This window comes from Roseburia sp. AM16-25 (assembly GCF_003473825.1).
Lineage (GTDB): Bacteria > Bacillota > Clostridia > Lachnospirales > Lachnospiraceae > Pararoseburia > Pararoseburia lenta.
Genome location: NZ_QUCW01000002.1, coordinates 453,720 through 472,929, shown reverse-complemented (window position 1 = coordinate 472,929; position 19,210 = coordinate 453,720). Strand labels below are relative to the sequence as shown.

Below are 19,210 nucleotides of genomic sequence, written 5' to 3'. Positions count from 1 at the left end.
CCTTTTCGTCAAAAGACTATACCGTTAAGATCTCCTGTGTCTTAGCCTCAATGGCCTTGTCCACTTCAGCAATATACTTGTCTGTAAGCTTTTGTGCCTGATTTTCCAATTCTTTTACTTCATCTTCAGACACATCTGCTTCCTTGCCATATTTCTTAAAGGAATCATTTGCATCTCTACGGATATTGCGGATAGCAACCTTGGCATTTTCGCCATGCTTCTTGACATCCTTTGCCAATTCCTTACGACGTTCCTCTGTCAGTTCCGGGAATACCAGACGGATGACCTTACCATCGTTGGTCGGGTTCAGTCCAAGATCTGCAACTAAGATCGCCTTCTCAATATCCTTTAACAAAGAAGACTCCCAAGGCTGGATCTGGATCATACGTGCTTCCGGCACACTGATATTTGCCACCTGCTGTAATGGTGTTGGTGAACCGTAATAGTCAACTACGACCTTGTCTAAAACATGAGGATTGGCTCTACCAGCACGAATGGTGGTGTACTCCTCAAGCAGATTGTTGTAAGACTTTTGCATCTTATCTTCAAATACTTTTAATTTTTCGTCCATCATTATCCTCCATTATACGGTCACTTTTGTGCCGTTAAAGTCGCCTGAGATTGCTTTTACAATACTATTTTCTTCCTGTAATGCAAAAACATACATTGGCATTTTATTTTCCATACACATGATAGAAGCCGTCAGATCTACCACTGCAAGTTTCTGGTCGATCACATCCTGAATCGGCAGGACATCATAACGCTTGGCATTTGGATTGGTCTTTGGATCACTGTCATACACACCATCCACTGCCTTTGCAAGCAGGATCACATCTGCCTCGATCTCGATCGCACGCAAAACGGTCGCTGTATCTGTAGAGAAATACGGATGTCCCGTACCACCTGCAAAAAATGCTACCTTTCCTGCTTTGAAGCATGCATTGGCTGCATCCTTAGAAAACAAGGTTGTAAAAGCACCACAGGTAAATGGTGTCAGTACCTCGGTATCCATCCCAACATAACGGAAGATCTCAGATACATAGATACAGTTCATGATCGTTGCAAGCATACCGATCTGGTCTGCCTTAGTACGGTCGATCGTCTCTGAAGTACGTCCACGCCAGAAATTACCGCCACCGATCACGATACCGACTTCTGTACCGGCATCTACCAACTGCTTGACCTGCTTGGCCACCTGAATACAGGTTGCCTCATCAAATCCAGTCTTCTTCTCACCTGCTAAGGCTTCGCCACTTAATTTTAATAAAACTCTCTTCATCGTTCTACCTTCTTATCTCTTATGCAAACAAGCCTTCTACATCAACATCTGCATAGCACTGTGAACAGAAACCTTCGATAACAGCACCATTGTTGATCTGAACAGAACGTGACTTGATATTACCCATAACAACTGCGGAAGTATCTACAACAACCGGTCCCTGCACATCGATATCACCCTTTACGGCTCCGGCGATAACGGCTGATGTTGCTGTGATATTGCCAATGATAACAGAACCAACACCGATCTTGGCTGTACCGGATGTATTGACCTCTCCCTCGATCTTGGCTGCATCTGCAAAGAACTCAGAAGATGTGCTGTTTCCATGAACGACACCGGTAACAACCAACTTGCCGTTGCAGGTAATGTTGCCTTCGATGCCACCCTTGACATCTACAGAACCGGTAGACTCGATATCACCCTTGATGGTCATGCCTGCGGTGATCACTGCTGTCTCATCATCAACAGGTGTGCTCGGTGCTACGACCGGATTTGGTGTCACATTGACTGCTGGTGCCACCTCGCGAACTGGCTCATTTACTACTTCTCTTGTTTCCATTGTCACTGTATCCTCCACTGTGTTTTCTTGTTTTGCTGTAGCCGGTGCCGCCTCTTCCGGTGTGCCGTCTACTCTCTTTGTAACCTGCTCCAATAAACCGTCCAGTTTTGACAATTCGGATTGCACATCGATCTCTTCATCCAATGTATCTGTTGCAGTGTCTTCTGTATCTAATTCCTCTGCTCCAGGGACAAGATCGTTGACTGCCTCTGAAAAGTCATCCTTAAAATCCTTGAAAAATCCCATTTTCATTCCTCCGTATATTATTGTTGGATACTGACATGTTGTATGACCGTTGTATCCTCATCAATCGGTAAAAGCATGGCTCCGGATTGCTGTAATGCCTCAATCATTGCCGGTAAAGCCTGTACCGTTGTTGTCTTTGCTGTTGCATCATGTAATAAAACAACCGACGTTTTGTATTTTACCACATCCGACATGACATTTTCAACTAATTCATCTGCAGTAAATGCATGTGATGTTGCATCACCGCTGGAAACATTCCAGTCGAAATAAGTAATCCCCTGATCATTCAGATAAGAAATAAATTCTGACATATCGGTATTGCTGACTTTATTGCTGCTGCCACCCGGAAATCTGTAATATCTGCACTCCACTCCAGTCGTGTCATAGATCAGATTCTGGATGCGCTCAAAGTCATTTTGAAAGGCCTCCTTGGATGCATAAATATCATTGTATTTGTGTGAATAAGAATGCATAGCGATCGTATGTCCCTCGTCTACGATACGCTTGTAGGCTGCCTTTGATGCCTCGTCTTCTTTGCCTGTCACAAAAAAGGTTGCCTTGACGTTATAGTCATCCAGAACATCCAAAATTGCATTGGTATTATCACTTGGTCCGTCATCAAAGGTCAGATAGACCTTATGCAGATCTTCTGCAGTCGCCAAATTTTCTTTGTCTGATGTATTCTGGGTCAGTTTTATATCTGCCGTATCCGATGCACTCTGGTTGACCTTGGCTGATACTGCCGTGGACGAATCGTAGTCCCCGGTCAGGATGTTGATCTGCTTTTGCAGTGATACAACCTTGGCGCAAAGAATACAGGTGATCACGATCGAAAGGATCATCCAGACAGAGATCACGGTAATGATCCCTATTCTGATATGTTGCACACGCTTTCTGCGATTCCTTTGCTCTTTCAGGACTTTATGTTCCTGTTCGCTCATATTAGTTTTCTCCGTCTTCTTTTTCTTCCAGTTTGAACCTGCTGACTACGCCGGTCAGTTCTCTTGCGATGACATCCTCTTTCTCTGCCATCTCAGAAACATTGTCCACATGATCTGCCACAACTACAACCTTTTCCGTCATATTGCCGCTGACCTCTGTGGTATCCTGCGTCGCTTCTGCAATGCTCTGTACTGCGGCAGTGACCTCCTGCATGATCTGCTTGATATTGTCTGACATATTGGAGATATTTTCTGCCGTACGTTCGATGGATGCTGCATCCTCGCCGTATTGCTTTGCCACCTCTACAAAATTGCTGTAATCCGGTGTAACATCATTTACCACAAAGCCCAGCATATTTTGTGCATCCTTGGTCAGGGAATCAAAGGCATTCTGTACCTGTGAGATCGTATTCTGGATCTGTCCGACAGCCTCTGCCGTGCTGGTTGCCAAAGATCCTATCTCTGATGCAACGACGGCAAATCCCTTACCTGCCTCTCCGGCGCGGGCTGCTTCAATAGATGCATTTAAGGATAAGAGGTTGATCTGCTCTGCAATTTCAGAAATGACATTTGCCATTTCCTCGATACTGCTGACAACCTTTGCATTCTCAATACTCTCAGCCAGACGTTCTTCAAATTGCTTTGCCAATGTGCTTGCTGACTCAAAGGACTTGCGGCTGGTCTCGCCGACCTCTTTGGCACGTCCACGGATCTCCTGTGCCATTGCCGTACTGTTCTGCGTCTCTTCGGTCAAAAGATTGACATTAGAAAGCACTTCTTCGGTAGAAGCATTGACTTCCTCTGTCGCAGCACTGGTCGTCATCATCGCATTGTTGACTTCTTCTATATTCTTCTTGATCTCTGCAAAGTTCTCGGATAATTCAGTCGTAGCACTACGCAACTTCGTACTTGCTTCGTCAATATCTGTCGCATGCTCCGCAATATTGCTGATTACGTCTTTGTTGCTGTCATACATGGCATTCAAAGAGCCTCCCATGATGCCAAGTTCATCCTGGGTCTTTACCTGTATCGGATCCACGGTAAAGTCACCTTCTGCCAAAGAACCCGCAAAGGCTTTGACACGGTTCAGTCCCTTGGAAATGGAATTAACACTGAAAATAATAACCAGGGCTACCACGATCAGGGCAACAATACAGATACCAAACAGTTTTGCCAAAAGTTGCATGATCGGCTGGGTCAGTTCAGAGTTCGGCATAGTGATAATCAGTATCCATCCTGTAGCATCCACACGGGAATAATACAGATTGATCTGTCCGTCACTGCCTTTATAACTTGTCTCTCCACTATCACCGGCTAAGATCTTTTCTGCTGCCTTTGCCAGTGCCGGCGCATCCTTGTCCTCTGTGATCACAACGCTATTCTGAATCTTGTCACCCGCTGCACCGCCGATATAGACCCCCTCTGCGGTAAGGAGCATGCCCCTGCCTGCATCGCCTACTTTTATATTGTCAATCAATGTCGTGATCGCATCCAACTGGATATCTACGGTCACACAGCCGATAAACTGATCATTGACTAAGATCGGCATCGCACAGGTCGACATAATACTATCAGAAGTTTCATCATAATAAGGATCGGTAAATACCGGTTCGGTAGACGCCTTGGCAAGTTCGTAATATTCCTGGGCGAAATAATTGTATTCCGCATTGCTGTAATCATAGGTCGTCGCCAACTGGTCGCCATCCTTATATACATAAGGTCCCATATACTCAGCATCTGCCTGGTAAGCATAAGGCTCAAACCAGAGTCCACTGCCGGATACCATATCATTGTCCTGAATCAGTTCTCCTAACATCTTCTCATAGGTATCCATCGATGTCGTCTGGTAGGTAGTCGCTACCACACGAGAGATCGACTGTGCCATAGAAGAAACTGTGTGCAGATCTTCGCCCATGACGCCGCTCTGCGCAGACAACTCCTCCTGCATCCTGCTGTCGATCTGGTCGTTTATGATATCACGACTGGAAAAACCGATGACGGCTGTCAAAAGAAGCATTGCCAGAATCACAACCGGCAAAATAACAACTAACATTTTTGTCCCGATCTTCTTAAATTTCATAGAGACTTCCTCCGTAAAAATATATAATATTTCACGTTTATTCTATCATAATTTTTCAGGATGTATATACTGATTCTGCATAATTTCTACATTTTTCGTCTATTTTCGACAACTAAAAAAATATCAGTCGCATCTCATTTGAGAACTGACCGATATTTTTTGATCTTTTAAAGAAAAAGCACCACGATTGGAATGGTAATGATGGAAAAAAGTGTCGTCATCAAAACGCCCTTGCTGCATATGTCCTCTTCTTCTGTCTTTCCGCCATATTCCCGGACGATCATGGCAATAATACTGCCCGACGGCATGGCAAGCATAAGGATAAAGATAGCAAAAAGCATGGTATCCCTCTTGAGTGGGCGCAGCAGAATGGCGCAAAGAATTGGGATGACCAAAAGTTTGATAGCACTAAAAATATAAAGTTTTACATGCCCGAAGATCTCTTTCCAAGGCATCTGCGCAATGGATATGCCAATGATGATCATGGAAAACGGAATCACGGCATTGCCGACATAATCAAAGAAGGTCACGGCTCCCTGCGGGATGTTTGGATGGAATACAAAAATCAGTATGGCAAAAACAGCAGAGACCGTCCCCGGATTGATCATCTCTTTGACTGCATTTTTCCGCTCCTCTTTTGGCAGACTTCTCTGGGCAAAAGCGATCCCCAGCGTATAGATTAAAATATTATAGATCAGGATATAAAAGGTAATATAGATCACACAGCCATTTCCAAAAATGGAACGTAACACCGGAATGCCCATAAATCCTACATTAGAAAAGATCAGCATCAACTGGTAACGATTTTCCATCTTCCCCACCCGCAAGACTTTAGCGATCGGAAAAGAAAGTCCGATCAAAAGCACAAAATAAAGGAAGATATAGAAAAGATTTTCCAGCAAGAGGTCTTTTTTTGCCACGACTGTCTTATCTAAGACGCCATTGATCAAGAGTGCAGGATTTAGGATGTTGACCAGTAACTTTGACAAACGGTCGGACGTATCCTGCGTCACCCAGTTCACCTTATATGCATAAAATCCGATAAAGATCATGGCAAACAATGCCAGCATCTGTTGTAAAACAACAAAAAAATCCATCTTTTTTCCTACTTTCCTTTCGTCCATGCCCCGCTGTCATCGGAAATACCAAATTTTGCCGGGTCAAATACCGGGCGCTTTTTCTCTTTTTTCTGTACTTCGTAATCTTTTAAAATGGCAGAAGCCTGTTTGGATAACAATAAAATGGCAATGATATTTGCCCATGCCATCAGTCCATAACCGATATCTCCCAACGCCCACATGGCATCTGCGCTGACCAGACACCCCATAAAGGATGCCAGCACAAAGATCATGCGGCATAAGGTGATGGCACGCTCGTTGCCCCCGGTCAGATAACGGATATTCGCCTCAGCCTGGTAACAATAGCCTGTCATGGAGGTAAAGACAAACAAAACGATAATAACCGCTAAAAGTTTACCACTCCAGGAACCATAAGAAGACATCAGGGCGTGCTGGGTCCACTTGATTCCAGCCTCTATGCCTCCGGTCTGGTCTAAGAGCAGGTTTCCCGCGCCGTCCGTCACATCATAAGTACCGGTCAAAAGGATGATCAGTGCCGTAGATGTACCGACCAGAAGGGTATCTACATAGATGGAAAATGCCTGCACCAATCCCTGCTTTGCCGGGTGGGAACACTCTGCCGCTGCCGATACGATGGCGCCACAGCCCATCCCCGCCTCATTGGAATAAATGCCGCGCTTGACACCCCAGGCAATAGCTGATCCCAGGATACCGCCAAACAAAGGCTGTAAACCAAAGGCTGACTGAAAGATCATGGCAAAAGTTGCCGGAACCCTTGTGATATTCATGCCTAGAATGACGATGGCAAGCCCCATATAGATGGCGCACATCAGGGGTGCCAAAAGTTCTGCGATCCTTGCAATGCGCTTGATACTGCCAAAGACAACAATCGCAAGCACAATACAGCAGATGACACCGACAATGACTTTATCAACCGAAAAAGCCTCCTCAAAAACCGTTACCAAAGAGTTGATCTGGACTCCCGGCATCAAAACGCCCGGTCCCAAGAATGCGACCACGGCAAAAAGAATGGCATAAGGCTTGCATTTTAAGCCACGTTCTATGTAATATGCCGGACCGCCGACAAACTCACCACCGGCATGGCGCACTTTATATGCCTGCGCCAGCGTCGATTCCGTAAATGCAGATGCCGCGCCGATAATGGCAATGATCCACATCCAGAAGATCGCGCCCGGACCGCCATAAAAAATTGCCGATGCAACACCGGCAATATTTCCCATCCCTACTCTTGCTCCAACAGTGGTTGCAAATGCCTGAAAAGGCGTGATGCCATTTCCGTCTTCCTCGCCGTTTTTAAGGACACGGCCCATCTCTTTTAAAAGACGCAGTTGCGGAAAACGCATACGCAATGATAAAAAGAGCCCCACGCCCAGACACAGTGCCACCAAAAGCATACTCCAGATGGCATCATCCATCCGGGTAACGATTGCAGAAAATCTATCCATCTTTTTTTATTCCTAACCTAATAATTTTTCGATCATAAGCGGGTCAAAGACGACCTGCTTCTTCTGATCCACCTCAATCTGATACAGGGCATTTGCGGCGATATGTTCTGCCGCCTGTTCCAGATCACGAATACCTGAGGTATTGGCGTAAAGTTCGATCACCTTATCCAGCGCTTCCTCAGACAAGACACATTCCTCCTGCCGCATGCCGATACGATTTAATACTTTTGGCAGTGCAAAACGTGAGAAAATGATCTTCTTTTCTTCGTCGGTGTAGTCCGGGATCTCGATCACGGCAAAGCGCGACATCAATGGTGCACTGATCTGATCTTTGTCGTTTGCCGTTGCGATCGGATAGACGCCATTGGTCGGGATCATACATTCCATGTAATTGTCGGTAAAGCCCAGATTATCCAAAAGGGTCAAAAGCACATCTGCCGGATTGCCGTTGCCCTTGCCGGATGCCGCCTTATCCAACTCGTTGATGATAAATACCAGATTGGATTCTCCTGCCATGGAAAAGGCATCCATGATGATACCCGGTTTTGCGTTGGCATAAATGCGGGAACTTCCGGTCAACTGCTCCGGATCATTGATGGAAGACATATCCAGTGTCGTCCAAGGCATGCGAAGGATCCTTGCCACAGCATAGGCGATCTGGGATTTTCCCGTACCTGCCGGTCCGATCAGAAGCAACCCATAGGCAGGCAGTGTATGGGTACGGTTGATCTGGATGATCGTCTCGATAATTCTTTGTTTTACCCGCTCCATCCCATACAATTCTTCATCCAGAATACGTCTGGCTTCTACCGGATCGATGGCTTCAAAATATTGGTTCTTCCATTGAATATTCATCATAATGGAAAGAGCGCGCTGCGCGTGTCTGCGCTCCTCTGGTGAGACTTCATGGGATTTGGCAACTGCCAGATTTCTCCTTGCCCAAAGCCGGATATGATCCGGCAGGGTCTTGCCCGCACAGGTCATAAAATCCGTGATGCTCTGGATGCTGGTCAGTTTCATATCATCCCCGGACTCATCCATCTCATCATCCTCAGTCAGATCTACCGGTGCCTGACTTGCAAAAAGCCTCTCCATCATAAACTGTAAAAAACCGTCCTCCGCAGATAACTTGGTGCCACCACCAAAAGCCATTTCGCGAATGCGGTAAACTGCATAGCCCTCGGTCGTATTGACTCCCGATAACTGCACCTGTATGTGGTTTTCTCCCAGCCATTTTAAAAGGCTTACAAAACGGGCATCCACGCGCAGAATATCGGCATTTATCGTCATCCCATCCACATCAAAGGCAAAGGCTGTCTGCGTATTCTGGTTCAGAAACGTACCGTTGGAATGATGCTTCCACTCCTGTCTGCTATGATCGAGGATCAGAATCGGATGCTTTTCATCCGCGTACGGTTCATTGGATGAAAAGACCGTATAGGTGCTTTCACGTTTCTTCTCCTCTTTTGGTTTATCTACAAAATCAAACACTGGCATGTGTTTTTCCTCCTTGCTTATCTTATGTCTGCAATAATTATTTTATTATAGCACAAAATAGAAGGATCATGCTCGCTTTGTACCATATCTGCCAAAAATTTTGTAAGTACTATTTTTCAGATATTTTCCATATATCTTCTTTATGATATTTTCTTTGCATGGCAAAAGTATGCTCTGTTCAATATTATTTTCTGAATATTTAACCCACATAAAAATAACCCCTACGAACAGTGTCACCACCATTCGTAAGGGTTAAAATCATTTCAATATTTAAGAAAAGATCCGATTATGCGTTCATCTGTGCAGCAACTTCTGCAGCAAAATCTTCTTCCTTCTTCTCGATTCCTTCGCCTGTCTCGAAACGAACAAATCCTTTGATCTTGATGTTAGCGTTGTTAGCCTTAGCAACTTCATCTACATACTTAGAAACGATCTGCTTGCCATCTTCAGCCTTAACATATACCTGATCAAGAAGTACAACTTCTTTTAATTCCTTGTTGATACGTCCCTTGATCATACCTTCGATAACCTTCTCAGGCTTCTGAGACTCCTTAGGATCGTTAGCGATCTGTGCACGAAGGATCTCTTCTTCGTGAGCAAGATATTCATCACTTACTTCAGATCTGTCTGTGTACTTAGGATTTAATGCTGCAACCTGCATAGCAAGGTTTCTAGCCATTTCCTTTACAGCATCGTTGATAACGTCTGTCTCAACGTCAACAAGAACACCAATCTTACCACCCATGTGAACATAGTCAGCAACAAAACCGTTGTTCTCTTCTACCTGAGCGAAACGACGAATCTTTAAGTTCTCGCCGATAACAGCAATCTGGCTTGCAAGTTCTTCGTTTACAGTCTTTGTTGTATCAAGAGACCATGTCTCAGCCAGAAATCCTTCGATATCTGTAGCCTTTGTATCCATTGCCTGCGCAGCAACCTGTGCTACATAGTTCTGGAACTTCTCGTTCTTAGCAACGAAATCTGTCTCAGAGTTTACTTCTACGGCGACTGCCTTCTTTGCATCATCAGATACCTTTAATGCAACGATACCTTCTGCTGCGATACGACCAGCCTTCTTCTCAGCCTTTGCAAGACCTTTCTTTGCAAGGTACTCTACTGCAGCGTCCATGTCGCCATCAGTCTCGCCAAGTGCCTTCTTACAATCCATCATACCTGCGCCTGTAAGTTCGCGCAGTTCCTTAACCATAGCTGCTGTAATAGCCATTGTCATGTCCTCCAAATAATAAAATTATGCTTCTTCGTTCTCTTCTACTTCTTCTGCGTTATCTACATCAACAGTTCCCTGCTTTGCTTCGATAACAGCATCAGCCATCTTACCAACGATAAGTTTTACGGCACGGATAGCATCGTCGTTACCCGGGATCACATAATCAAGTTCATCCGGATCACAGTTTGTATCTGCAATACCGATAAGTGGAATACCAAGGGCATGTGCTTCCTGTACGCAGATTCTTTCCTTCTTAGGATCTACGATAAAGATAGCATCTGGGATTCTTCCCATATCCTTGATACCACCAAGGTTCTTCTGTAACTTCTCTAATTCCTTCTTGAGGTTTGTAACTTCCTTCTTAGGAAGAACATCAAATGTTCCATCTTCAGCCATTGCTTCGATCTCTTTTAATCTTGCAATTCTGCTCTCGATTGTCTTGAAGTTTGTAAGCATACCTCCAAGCCATCTCTCGTTTACATAGTACATACCGCAACGCTCAGCTTCCTGCTTGATCGCATCCTGTGCCTGCTTCTTTGTACCAACAAAAAGAATTGTTCCACCCTGCTCTGCAATATCAAATACTGCATCGTAAGCTTCATCTACTTTACCTACAGACTTCTGCAAGTCAATGATATAGATACCATTTCTCTCTGTGTAGATGTAAGGAGCCATTTTAGGGTTCCATCTTCTTGTCTGATGTCCGAAATGAACACCTGCCTCTAATAACTGCTTCATTGAAATAACACTCATTTTCTTACCTCCTGGTTATTTACTTCCACATAATTCATCTTGGTAAAAGACCCGTATTTTGGGCACCGATCTACCAATCCTTATGTGTGATTAATTTTGAGCCGTTGACAATTATATCACAGCCCCCATGGCATTGCAAGGACTTTTTCTACTGTGCCTGCTTGGTCGTCAGCAATTCTCCGATCTCAAGAAAAGTGGCTCCCTCCGGGATCTGATAGGTCCCCGGCAAAAGTTGATTGTCCAGATCCTGGTCTGAAAGATAGAGATCAAACGACTTGGCATTATCGACAAGTCCTACCTCCTGCAAATGCTGTGCGATCGTAGCCGATGTATCGCCGGATGCGATCGTAAATTCTATGACATTCTTTTGACCGCCATCTTCTGATGTCGTCGCATCATCCGTATTGCTGTCACTTGCATCGGCATCATCCTTTTGATCCTTTGCTGTCTTTGTATCTTTTTTATCTGCACTGTCGCTATCATCCGCCGGCATTTCCATGCCCAGTGCCTCTGCCTTTTGCATGATCTCATCATCCGAAAGCGTCGGCTTATAAACGGCAAATGCGATCGTAAAGATCAGGGTCGTCAGGATCACGCCAATTCCGGCTCCCCGTAAATAATATTTAAACCTCATGTGCCTGCTCCTCACCAAACAATCCCAAGACCAGTTTGACCTCGCCCAGACCTCTGCCCAACTGCTTGGCGATCTCCACCTCACTCATGCCTTCTTTATACATAGAAAGGATCTGTGCATTCTTCTTGGGTTCCGTCGTCTGTTCTTTTTCATCCTCTGTGACTACCTGTGAACGGAAAGCATCTTCTAAAGAAGTCTGCTTTTCTTCCTGCGACGCCATTTCTTCCTCTAGGGTCTCTGCCTCCGCGTCCATAGAAACACCGGTCACCTGCAACTTGTCATCCAGTGTCTCCTCCATCTGTGCGACCGCAGACTGCATCAGGGTCAGTTCCTTCATGAGTTCTGTCACCCGCTCCTGCTTGTCATTTAGCATATCGTACAAAAAGACGATCTCATCATGCGACTTGTTCATGGATGTAAGCACCGTATCCGAATACTCGCTGATGGCTAAGATCTTTTCATTGGTCTCCTTTTCTCCGCCACGCTCGATCTGTGCCACGGCATCCTCGACCTTATCCTGGATCTTTTCATCGATCTGTGCCGAAGCGTCCTGCATTCTGGCATCCAAGATCACTTTGATCTCCTGCTCGCTCATTTTCTTCATTTCTTCCAGATCTGCTTTCGATAACTTTTCCGAAACAAAAAAACTACCGATCAGGCAGACCATGCCAATCACGATCATGGCAATCTGTAACCCTGTCATTTCCTGTGCTCCTTATATCTTGATATCAAACGAAGGCTGTCCCGTCTTGATGCGCACGACACCATCGCTATCCATGTGTTTTTTCTTTCTGGCTCTCTTTCGCCCCTTGGCATCATAGCCTCTGCCATTGCCCTCGCCGTCTTCATAATTATACTCATGCTGCTGGGATTTTTCCATCTGTTGCACCATAGAACTGGCATTCTGCTCCTCGTGCATGACCGCGACCTGCACATTCTGCTGTTGCAGATTGGCTTTGTTGTCTTCATTCGCCTTTGCCTGAGAAACCTCATGCGTATTCTGAATCATTCCATTGAAATCCACCGGTCGAATTGACATAAGACATCACTCCTTATTACATGTTGTTGATGACGATCTCGCCGTTTTTGCGTTCCAGACAACAGAAAGATCGTTTTTCCTGCATCACGCAGGAGGCATCTGAAATGCTGACCTGCGTTCCCGGATAAATATCCTTTTTGACCACCACTTTTGCATGCGTTCCCGTCATCATCTCACGCTGCAAGGCTTCGTATTCTGTCTGATTTGCCTCCAGTTGCCGCTCGGCTTCATTGACCGTCGCAAGGATCTGTGTAAAGTAGGTTTTATGTTTTGCCTCTAAAGGCTGACCTGTCTTGACATAGGCAACGTACTTTTCCATGACCGGGCGATATTTTTCCAAGGTCTTTTTGTCTTCTGCAATATCCTTTTGCAACTGGTTGAATCGTTCCTTTTTCTCCGGCGGCATACCAACCTCGATCACGGTATGTGCTCCCATGGAAGAACCGATGCTGTTTGCCTCGACCTTTCCACCGGCGCGGATCACACCGCCATTGATAAATCCTTTTTTCTCTGCCACAATGACATCTTCACCGGCAGAAACTTCACTATAAATAATGGAACCGGTCTCCACATAACCACCGGCAAAGACCTTGGCGTTTTCAATGTATTTGGTGATGACATTGCCTTTTGCCTCTAGCAGTCCGCGCTGCATCCCCTGGATACCGCACTGGACGATGATGTCACCACCTGCCTGTAACATGGCATCTTCCACACTGCCGTCAACCACGATATCGCCCCGCGCGGTCACGACAAATCCACCACGTACGCTTCCATGGATATGCACACTTCCGGCATAATTGATATCACCTGTAGAGGTATCTACATCCGCCTGCACTTCATACACATCCGATACAAAGACCTTGCCGCCCGTCAAAGATACATGTCCGGTCACATCGGAAAACAGATGCAGTCCGTCCTCGGAGATAGAAATATTTCTTCCGTATTCCAAGACTTTATTTTTGACCGATCTCGGCGGCAGCGCCTTGCCAAAGACATCCATGCCCGGCTCGCCCTCATCCACCGGATGAAGTGTCGCCAGTTTGTCTCCCTTTTCGACCGCACAGATCGTATTTAAGGCATGATAGTCGACCGAGCCATCCTCATTGTGCTTTGGTTTTAAGGATGGATTGATGTTAAAAAAGTATTCTATCTTTGCGTCATGTCCGTGGCGCGGCTGCTTGCCCTCTGCGACCACGATCTGTGTGCAATAGATGGGATTTGCCAGAAAATCTGCAATATTTTCCTGACAGATGCCAAAGCGTATCCCCATCCCCTTAAGATAAGCAAGGATATCCTGCTCATTTAAGGAAGCGCCGCCCTGTGACGGCGGATAAAAGGTTGCCGTGATCTTCATCTTATCCAAAGAGCAATGCGTATGCATGGTCTCCGCAAACTCCAGTCCGTCTCCACTACCTGCCGGCACCACGCAATCGCTTCCCATAGCGATTGCCTCCGCCAGTTCGCGCTCCTTGTAGCCGCTGATCCCATGATCGTCCAAAAAAGAAGCCAGTTCCTTATAAGAAACTGGCACACCTTCTGCTTTTGGCGCAAAGAGATGGCATACGGCTAATTGCTCTTTCCAAGTAATTCTAAAATACCCATTCCGTTGCTCCATAAAAGCCCCCTATTCAATATTGGTCAGGATCCCCAGATAATTGCCCATGCGCTTGCGCAACTTTGCGATCGCTTTTGTATGTAATTGGGACACTCTGGACTCTGATACCTCAAGTACCATACTGATTTCCTTTAAGGTAAGATCCTCATAATAATACATCAACACAACTTTGCGTTCTTTTTCTGTCAAGGTCTCCAATGCCTCAGAAAGCATCTGCTTTAATTCCTGCTTGGAGATCATTTCCTCCGGCTGGATGAAATGCGAATTGCGATGCGTATCCATCGCCGGTTCTGTGCCTTGCTCGACAAATTCGTTCAAAGACACCACATTGGTCACTTTTAACTGTGACTGCCAGTCTACAAGTTCATCCTCGGATAAGTCAAGTTCTGCGGCGATCTCCTCATCTGTAGCGGTCTTTCCGGTACGCATCTCCACCACCTTGACGGCTTCGTCGATCTTTTTTTGCTTTTGTCTTACCGTTCTCGGTATCCAATCCATCTTTCGAATCTGATCTAAGATAGATCCCCGGATACGCAGGCTGGCATAGGTCTCAAACTTTACATCCTTGCCAAGATCGAACTTGTCGATCGCATCGATCAAGCCAAAAACACCATAACTGACCAGATCGTCAAACTCCACGTTATTGCCCAGATACATGCTAAGACGTCCGGCAACGACTTTTACAAGCGGCGCATATTCGATTATAATCTGCTCTCTTATCTCCGGTGTGGGCTTTTTTTGAAAAGATTCCCACAACTTCTCTCTGTCAACCGTCTTCATCTATGTGTCTGCCCCCGACGTTTATTCTTCTTCCTGGTCTGTCTTATCCTCCGAGTCTGCGCTATCATCCTCTGCCGCTTCCCCGGACTCGCTATCCTCTGTATCTTCTTCCATGACACGGAAGGAACGATCCAGAAGTACCTTGATCCCTGTACCGATCAATGCAAAACATATCACAGCAATGAACAGTCTTTTGGTATAAACAGAAAAGGATACATCCTGGATGGCAGAAACCAAACATGTGATTCCAGCCGCTAATAGAGTTATAATGATCGGAATCTGTTTTGTTTTCATAGGTCCTCCATCAGATGTATTTTTCCTGTCTACCGACAGACTTGATCAAGAACTGTCCTGTCTCACTGTATAATTCTACGGTCCGTCCAAAATTCAATCCGGTATCTTCCGCGATCAGCGGAATCCCCAGTGCCTTTAACTTGGCTCTGGATGCAATGGCATTTTTCTCTCCGATATTGGTTCCCGGCGAACTGGCATTGCTGAGTTCAAACATCTTGGCACCACCGGCGATCTTGGCTACTAATTTGCTGCGGTTTGCTCCCGCCTTTATCATATCATCGTATAACTTTTGTATTCCCGTATCGGCAAATTTGGCAATATTGGAATTATTTCTGATCTGTGTACTATCCGGTAACATGATATGTGCCAGTCCACTGATCTTTGTCGTCGGGTCATACAGGGCAATCCCGATACATGACCCAAGTCCAATGGTGGTAAGCACATCCGGCGACTTACAGATATTCAGATCTGCCATACCGACTTTTATAACTTGTCCCATAGACTCCCCCTATAATGGCAATCCAAGTGAAGATAAGATCTTCTCGTAGGATTCTTCTTCCGGCATCAAAATGAAATAGCCGTTGATCTGCAGTTCATCGCTGAACTCCGTCTTAATCATAAGGGCGTTGTCTCCAAACATACCAAACTGAATGGCTGGCACACTCAAGATGGCTGCTGCCATATCCACCGCTACGAAAGGTACAGTCGGTGTGATCGTAAGCCCGGTCAGACCGGACAAAGCAGAAAGATAAGATCCTGCTATGATGTTACCGACTTCTTTGACTGCGGACAGATCCATTTCGTCAAAATCTTCCATGTAATCATCCGGACGCATCATCAGGCGATTGACAATATGATGTGCAGACTCCATGTCCATCAAAAACATCATGCTGCCATCAATATCACTGCCAACACCAAGCATGATGCCGACGATGACCTCGTCCTCTGCTCCGATCGATGTTCCGATCTCTTCCACCGGCAAAAACTGTACCTGTGGAACACTCATATCAATACGAAGTCCAAGCATATCAGCAACAGCGGTCGTTGCATTGCCTGCACCGATGTTACCGATCTCTGCTAAGACATCACGGTATTTTTCATTTACTTCCTGTAAACTAATCATGTATTCCTCCCGCTTTATGAAGCATCTACTTCATCTAAGATAGATGAGATTTCAAGGATAGAGATCAGTTCATCTCCATTCTTTCCAATGCCGTTGATGTACTGTGTCTTGTCTGACTGCGAGTTCTGTGTATTGCGGTCGATCTCATCCTCTGCAAGAGCAATGACTTCCTTGACCTCATCCACAACGATACCGACCAGTCCCTGCTCCTCTGTCTTTAAGATGATGATACGGGTAATGTCTGTAAAGACATCATCCTCCAGGTTCATCTTGCGACGCAGGCTCATCAGTGGAACGATCTCACCACGCAGGTTGATAACGCCGATATAATGTGCCGGAGCCTTTGGCACACGTGTGATCTTGCACATGCGCACGATATTATCTACATAGGAAATATCCAGACCATACTGCTCATTTCCGATGGATACAACTATATATTGTACGGTTTCTTTTTCTACAACATCTAATCCGTTTTCGTCTTTCATGTCCTTCTACCCCCTATTAAAAGATTGCGTTTACATCAATGATCAGTGCGACTTCGCCATCGCCAAGGATGGTAGCACCATTGATGATCTTATTGTTGTCAATACATTTGCCAAGTGACTTGATAACGATTTCCTGCTGTCCGATGAGATCATCTACGACAAGACCTGCGTAATTGTCGCCCTTGCGGACAATTACAACGGTCAAGTTGTCCGGCTCTTCCTCGGATGGTGCAGAGTCTAACATCTGATCCAGACGGATCAATGGAATGACCATGCCTCTCAAGTGGATTACTTCTTCTGCCTGCACATACTTGATATCGCTGACAGGAATATTCTCGATATTCTGGATAGATCCCAAAGCGATCGCATACTTCTCGTCTCTGACCTCAACCATGAGTGCCTGGATGATGGCAAGTGTCAGTGGCAGGCGGACAATAAAGGTTGTACCGGTTCCCTTGACGCTCTTGACCGTAACATCACCGCCCAAAGCCTCGATATTGGATTTAACGACATCCAGTCCAACACCTCTGCCTGAGATATCTGTGATCTTCTTTGCCATAGAAAAACTTGGCATAAAGAGGAAATCGATGATCTCTTTCTGGGTTAGATTTTCTGCCTGTTCCGGTGTGACAAGACCTCTTTCGATCGCCTTTTCCTTAACCTTTTCTGTATCAATACCGGCACCGTCATCCTTAACCTCAATGATGACATTGTTGCCTTCCTGGAATGCGTTTAAGATGATGCTTCCTGTCTCAGGCTTGCCTGCCTTCTTTCTTTCTTCCGGTGACTCGATACCATGATCTGCAGAATTACGGAGCAAATGCTGCAAAGGATCGCCGATCTGATCGACTACGGTTCGATCCAACTCTGTCTCTTCACCGGACATGTAAAGTTCCATTGGCTTGTTGAGTTTACGGCTCAAATCACGGATCATACGAGGGAACTTGTTGACAACGCTCTCGATTGGAACCATTCGCACTTTCATGACTGACTCATGCAGATTGGTCGTAATACGTTCCAGATACTCGATCTGATCATGGAAGGACTGGTTGTTGCCCTCGCCGTTTTGCTCGGAATCACTCAGAGATACCAGACTGTTCTTTGCGATGATAAGTTCGCTGACCTGATTCATCAGAGCGTCTAACTTTTCAATATCCACACGCACGGTTCTTGCTGTCACCGGCTTGTTGTTGTTTGCCTTAGCAGACTTGGCAGATGTCTTTGTTGCCTTGGCTGCCTTCGGTGCCTCAGCAGGCTTGCCCTCTGTCTTTGTCTCTTCCTGCTTGGTCTCCGGTGCTGCTTCCGGTTCTTCTTCCTGCATAAATTCTTCGTGGCTGGACTCCTTTGCATCCACACCCTCGATCTCGGAAACTGCCTTGATCGCATCTACGATCGGCTGTAATTCCTGACTGGATGCAACAACCAGACTGAAATCCAGATCAAACTTTTCATCCTCAATATCCTGTGAACTTGGGTTGTAAGCAAGAATCTCGCCGAAATCCTCTACTGCCTTAAATACCAAGAAAGCTCTTGCCGCCTTTAAGAGGCAGTCTTTTTGGATATGTACGGTAAATTCATAGATATGGAGTCCGGATTCCTGTGCTTCCTTGATCTTGCTATAGGTCACATCATCCACTTCCATATGAGAAAGTCCATCTGATGCAGCCTCTTCTTTGGCAGGTGCAGCCTTGGTCTCTACTGCTTCCTCTGCCGGTGCTGCTGTGGCACCGCCGTTTAAGTAATCATTTAACTGCTGGATCAGGGCTTCGTTGCCGTTGTCTCCCTCATCCGAAGTAGCCTTGACCGTCTCAAGGTATTCCTCGATCGCATCCAGACAGCTGAATAAGATATCGATCAGGTTGCTGTTGACCTTGATATTGTCATTGCGGATCTCCTGAAATACATTTTCCATATCATGGGTGAGTCGCTGCATCTTCTTGAAGCCCATGGTTCCAGCCATACCCTTTAAAGAGTGTGCTGCACGGAAAATCTCATTGATGACGTCTTTATTCTCCGGCTCTTTTTCCAGGATCATAATATTGTCATTGAGTGCTTGAATATGACCATTTGTTTCGTCGATAAAAATGTCGAGATATTGACTTACATCCATCT

Annotated in this window: 20 protein-coding genes; all 20 read right to left on the bottom strand. The window is 45.7% G+C overall.

Translation table 11 applies throughout. From position 1 onward, the window contains the following. Positions 1-16 precede the first annotated feature (16 nt). The 20 genes from frr to DW183_RS06090 all read right to left on the bottom strand — a co-directional run bounded on the left by frr (position 17) and on the right by DW183_RS06090 (position 19,208). On the bottom strand, positions 17-571 hold the full coding sequence (gene frr / locus DW183_RS06185; protein ID WP_118281106.1) for a ribosome recycling factor: 555 nt from the start codon (positions 569-571) through the stop codon (positions 17-19). Positions 572-583: 12 nt separating this feature from the next. Then, on the bottom strand, positions 584-1,279 hold the full coding sequence (gene pyrH / locus DW183_RS06180; protein ID WP_118281105.1) for a UMP kinase: 696 nt from the start codon (positions 1,277-1,279) through the stop codon (positions 584-586). Between the two features lie 19 nt (positions 1,280-1,298). Further along, a complete protein-coding gene (locus DW183_RS06175; RefSeq protein WP_118281104.1) occupies positions 1,299-2,084 on the bottom strand; it encodes a polymer-forming cytoskeletal protein in 786 nt (261 codons plus the stop codon). Positions 2,085-2,101: 17 nt separating this feature from the next. Then, on the bottom strand, positions 2,102-3,025 hold the full coding sequence (locus tag DW183_RS06170; RefSeq protein WP_118281103.1) for a polysaccharide deacetylase family protein: 924 nt from the start codon (positions 3,023-3,025) through the stop codon (positions 2,102-2,104). 1 nt (position 3,026) lies between these two features. Then, a complete protein-coding gene (locus DW183_RS06165) occupies positions 3,027-5,105 on the bottom strand; it encodes a methyl-accepting chemotaxis protein (protein ID WP_118281102.1) in 2,079 nt (692 codons plus the stop codon). A gap of 167 nt (positions 5,106-5,272) precedes the next feature. Continuing rightward, complete coding sequence (locus DW183_RS06160) at positions 5,273-6,202, bottom strand: AEC family transporter (RefSeq protein ID WP_158573029.1); 930 nt, start codon at positions 6,200-6,202, stop codon at positions 5,273-5,275. Positions 6,203-6,210: 8 nt separating this feature from the next. Next, positions 6,211-7,650 carry an alanine/glycine:cation symporter family protein gene (locus tag DW183_RS06155; RefSeq protein ID WP_118281100.1) on the bottom strand — a complete coding sequence of 480 codons (1,440 nt, stop codon included), beginning with the start codon at positions 7,648-7,650 and terminating at the stop codon, positions 6,211-6,213. 12 nt (positions 7,651-7,662) lie between these two features. Then, entirely contained in the window at positions 7,663-9,147 is a 1,485-nt protein-coding gene (locus tag DW183_RS06150; RefSeq protein ID WP_118281099.1) for an AAA family ATPase, read from the bottom strand. A 286-nt stretch (positions 9,148-9,433) separates the two neighbouring features. Beyond that, entirely contained in the window at positions 9,434-10,372 is a 939-nt protein-coding gene (gene tsf, locus DW183_RS06145; RefSeq protein WP_118281098.1) for a translation elongation factor Ts, read from the bottom strand. 24 nt (positions 10,373-10,396) lie between these two features. Beyond that, positions 10,397-11,128, bottom strand: coding sequence for a 30S ribosomal protein S2 (gene rpsB / locus DW183_RS06140; protein WP_118281097.1), 732 nt, complete (start codon positions 11,126-11,128; stop codon positions 10,397-10,399). A 148-nt stretch (positions 11,129-11,276) separates the two neighbouring features. Next, positions 11,277-11,762: an endolytic transglycosylase MltG gene (locus DW183_RS06135; protein ID WP_118281096.1), complete on the bottom strand. Its 486-nt coding sequence runs from the start codon at positions 11,760-11,762 to the stop codon at positions 11,277-11,279. Next, entirely contained in the window at positions 11,752-12,465 is a 714-nt protein-coding gene (locus tag DW183_RS06130; protein WP_118281095.1) for a DUF6115 domain-containing protein, read from the bottom strand. The genes DW183_RS06135 and DW183_RS06130 overlap by 11 nt, the downstream gene beginning before the upstream one ends. A 12-nt stretch (positions 12,466-12,477) precedes the next feature. After that, entirely contained in the window at positions 12,478-12,801 is a 324-nt protein-coding gene (locus DW183_RS06125; RefSeq protein WP_118281094.1) for a hypothetical protein, read from the bottom strand. A gap of 16 nt (positions 12,802-12,817) precedes the next feature. After that, the gene (locus DW183_RS06120; protein WP_118281093.1) at positions 12,818-14,416 is read right to left on the bottom strand and encodes a FapA family protein; all 1,599 of its coding nucleotides are present in this window, start codon (positions 14,414-14,416) and stop codon (positions 12,818-12,820) included. Between the two features lie 9 nt (positions 14,417-14,425). Further along, complete coding sequence (locus tag DW183_RS06115; RefSeq protein WP_118281092.1) at positions 14,426-15,196, bottom strand: FliA/WhiG family RNA polymerase sigma factor; 771 nt, start codon at positions 15,194-15,196, stop codon at positions 14,426-14,428. 21 nt (positions 15,197-15,217) lie between these two features. Beyond that, complete coding sequence (locus DW183_RS06110; protein ID WP_118281091.1) at positions 15,218-15,490, bottom strand: hypothetical protein; 273 nt, start codon at positions 15,488-15,490, stop codon at positions 15,218-15,220. 10 nt (positions 15,491-15,500) lie between these two features. Further along, the gene (locus DW183_RS06105; RefSeq protein ID WP_118281090.1) at positions 15,501-15,989 is read right to left on the bottom strand and encodes a chemotaxis protein CheD; all 489 of its coding nucleotides are present in this window, start codon (positions 15,987-15,989) and stop codon (positions 15,501-15,503) included. Positions 15,990-15,998: 9 nt separating this feature from the next. Continuing rightward, positions 15,999-16,613, bottom strand: coding sequence for a chemotaxis protein CheC (locus DW183_RS06100; protein WP_118281089.1), 615 nt, complete (start codon positions 16,611-16,613; stop codon positions 15,999-16,001). Between the two features lie 14 nt (positions 16,614-16,627). Next, positions 16,628-17,098 (bottom strand): chemotaxis protein CheW, encoded by a 471-nt coding sequence (locus DW183_RS06095; RefSeq protein WP_118281088.1) that lies wholly within the window; start codon positions 17,096-17,098, stop codon positions 16,628-16,630. Between the two features lie 16 nt (positions 17,099-17,114). Next, the gene (locus tag DW183_RS06090) at positions 17,115-19,208 is read right to left on the bottom strand and encodes a chemotaxis protein CheA (RefSeq protein ID WP_118281087.1); all 2,094 of its coding nucleotides are present in this window, start codon (positions 19,206-19,208) and stop codon (positions 17,115-17,117) included. Positions 19,209-19,210: the final 2 nt, after the last annotated feature.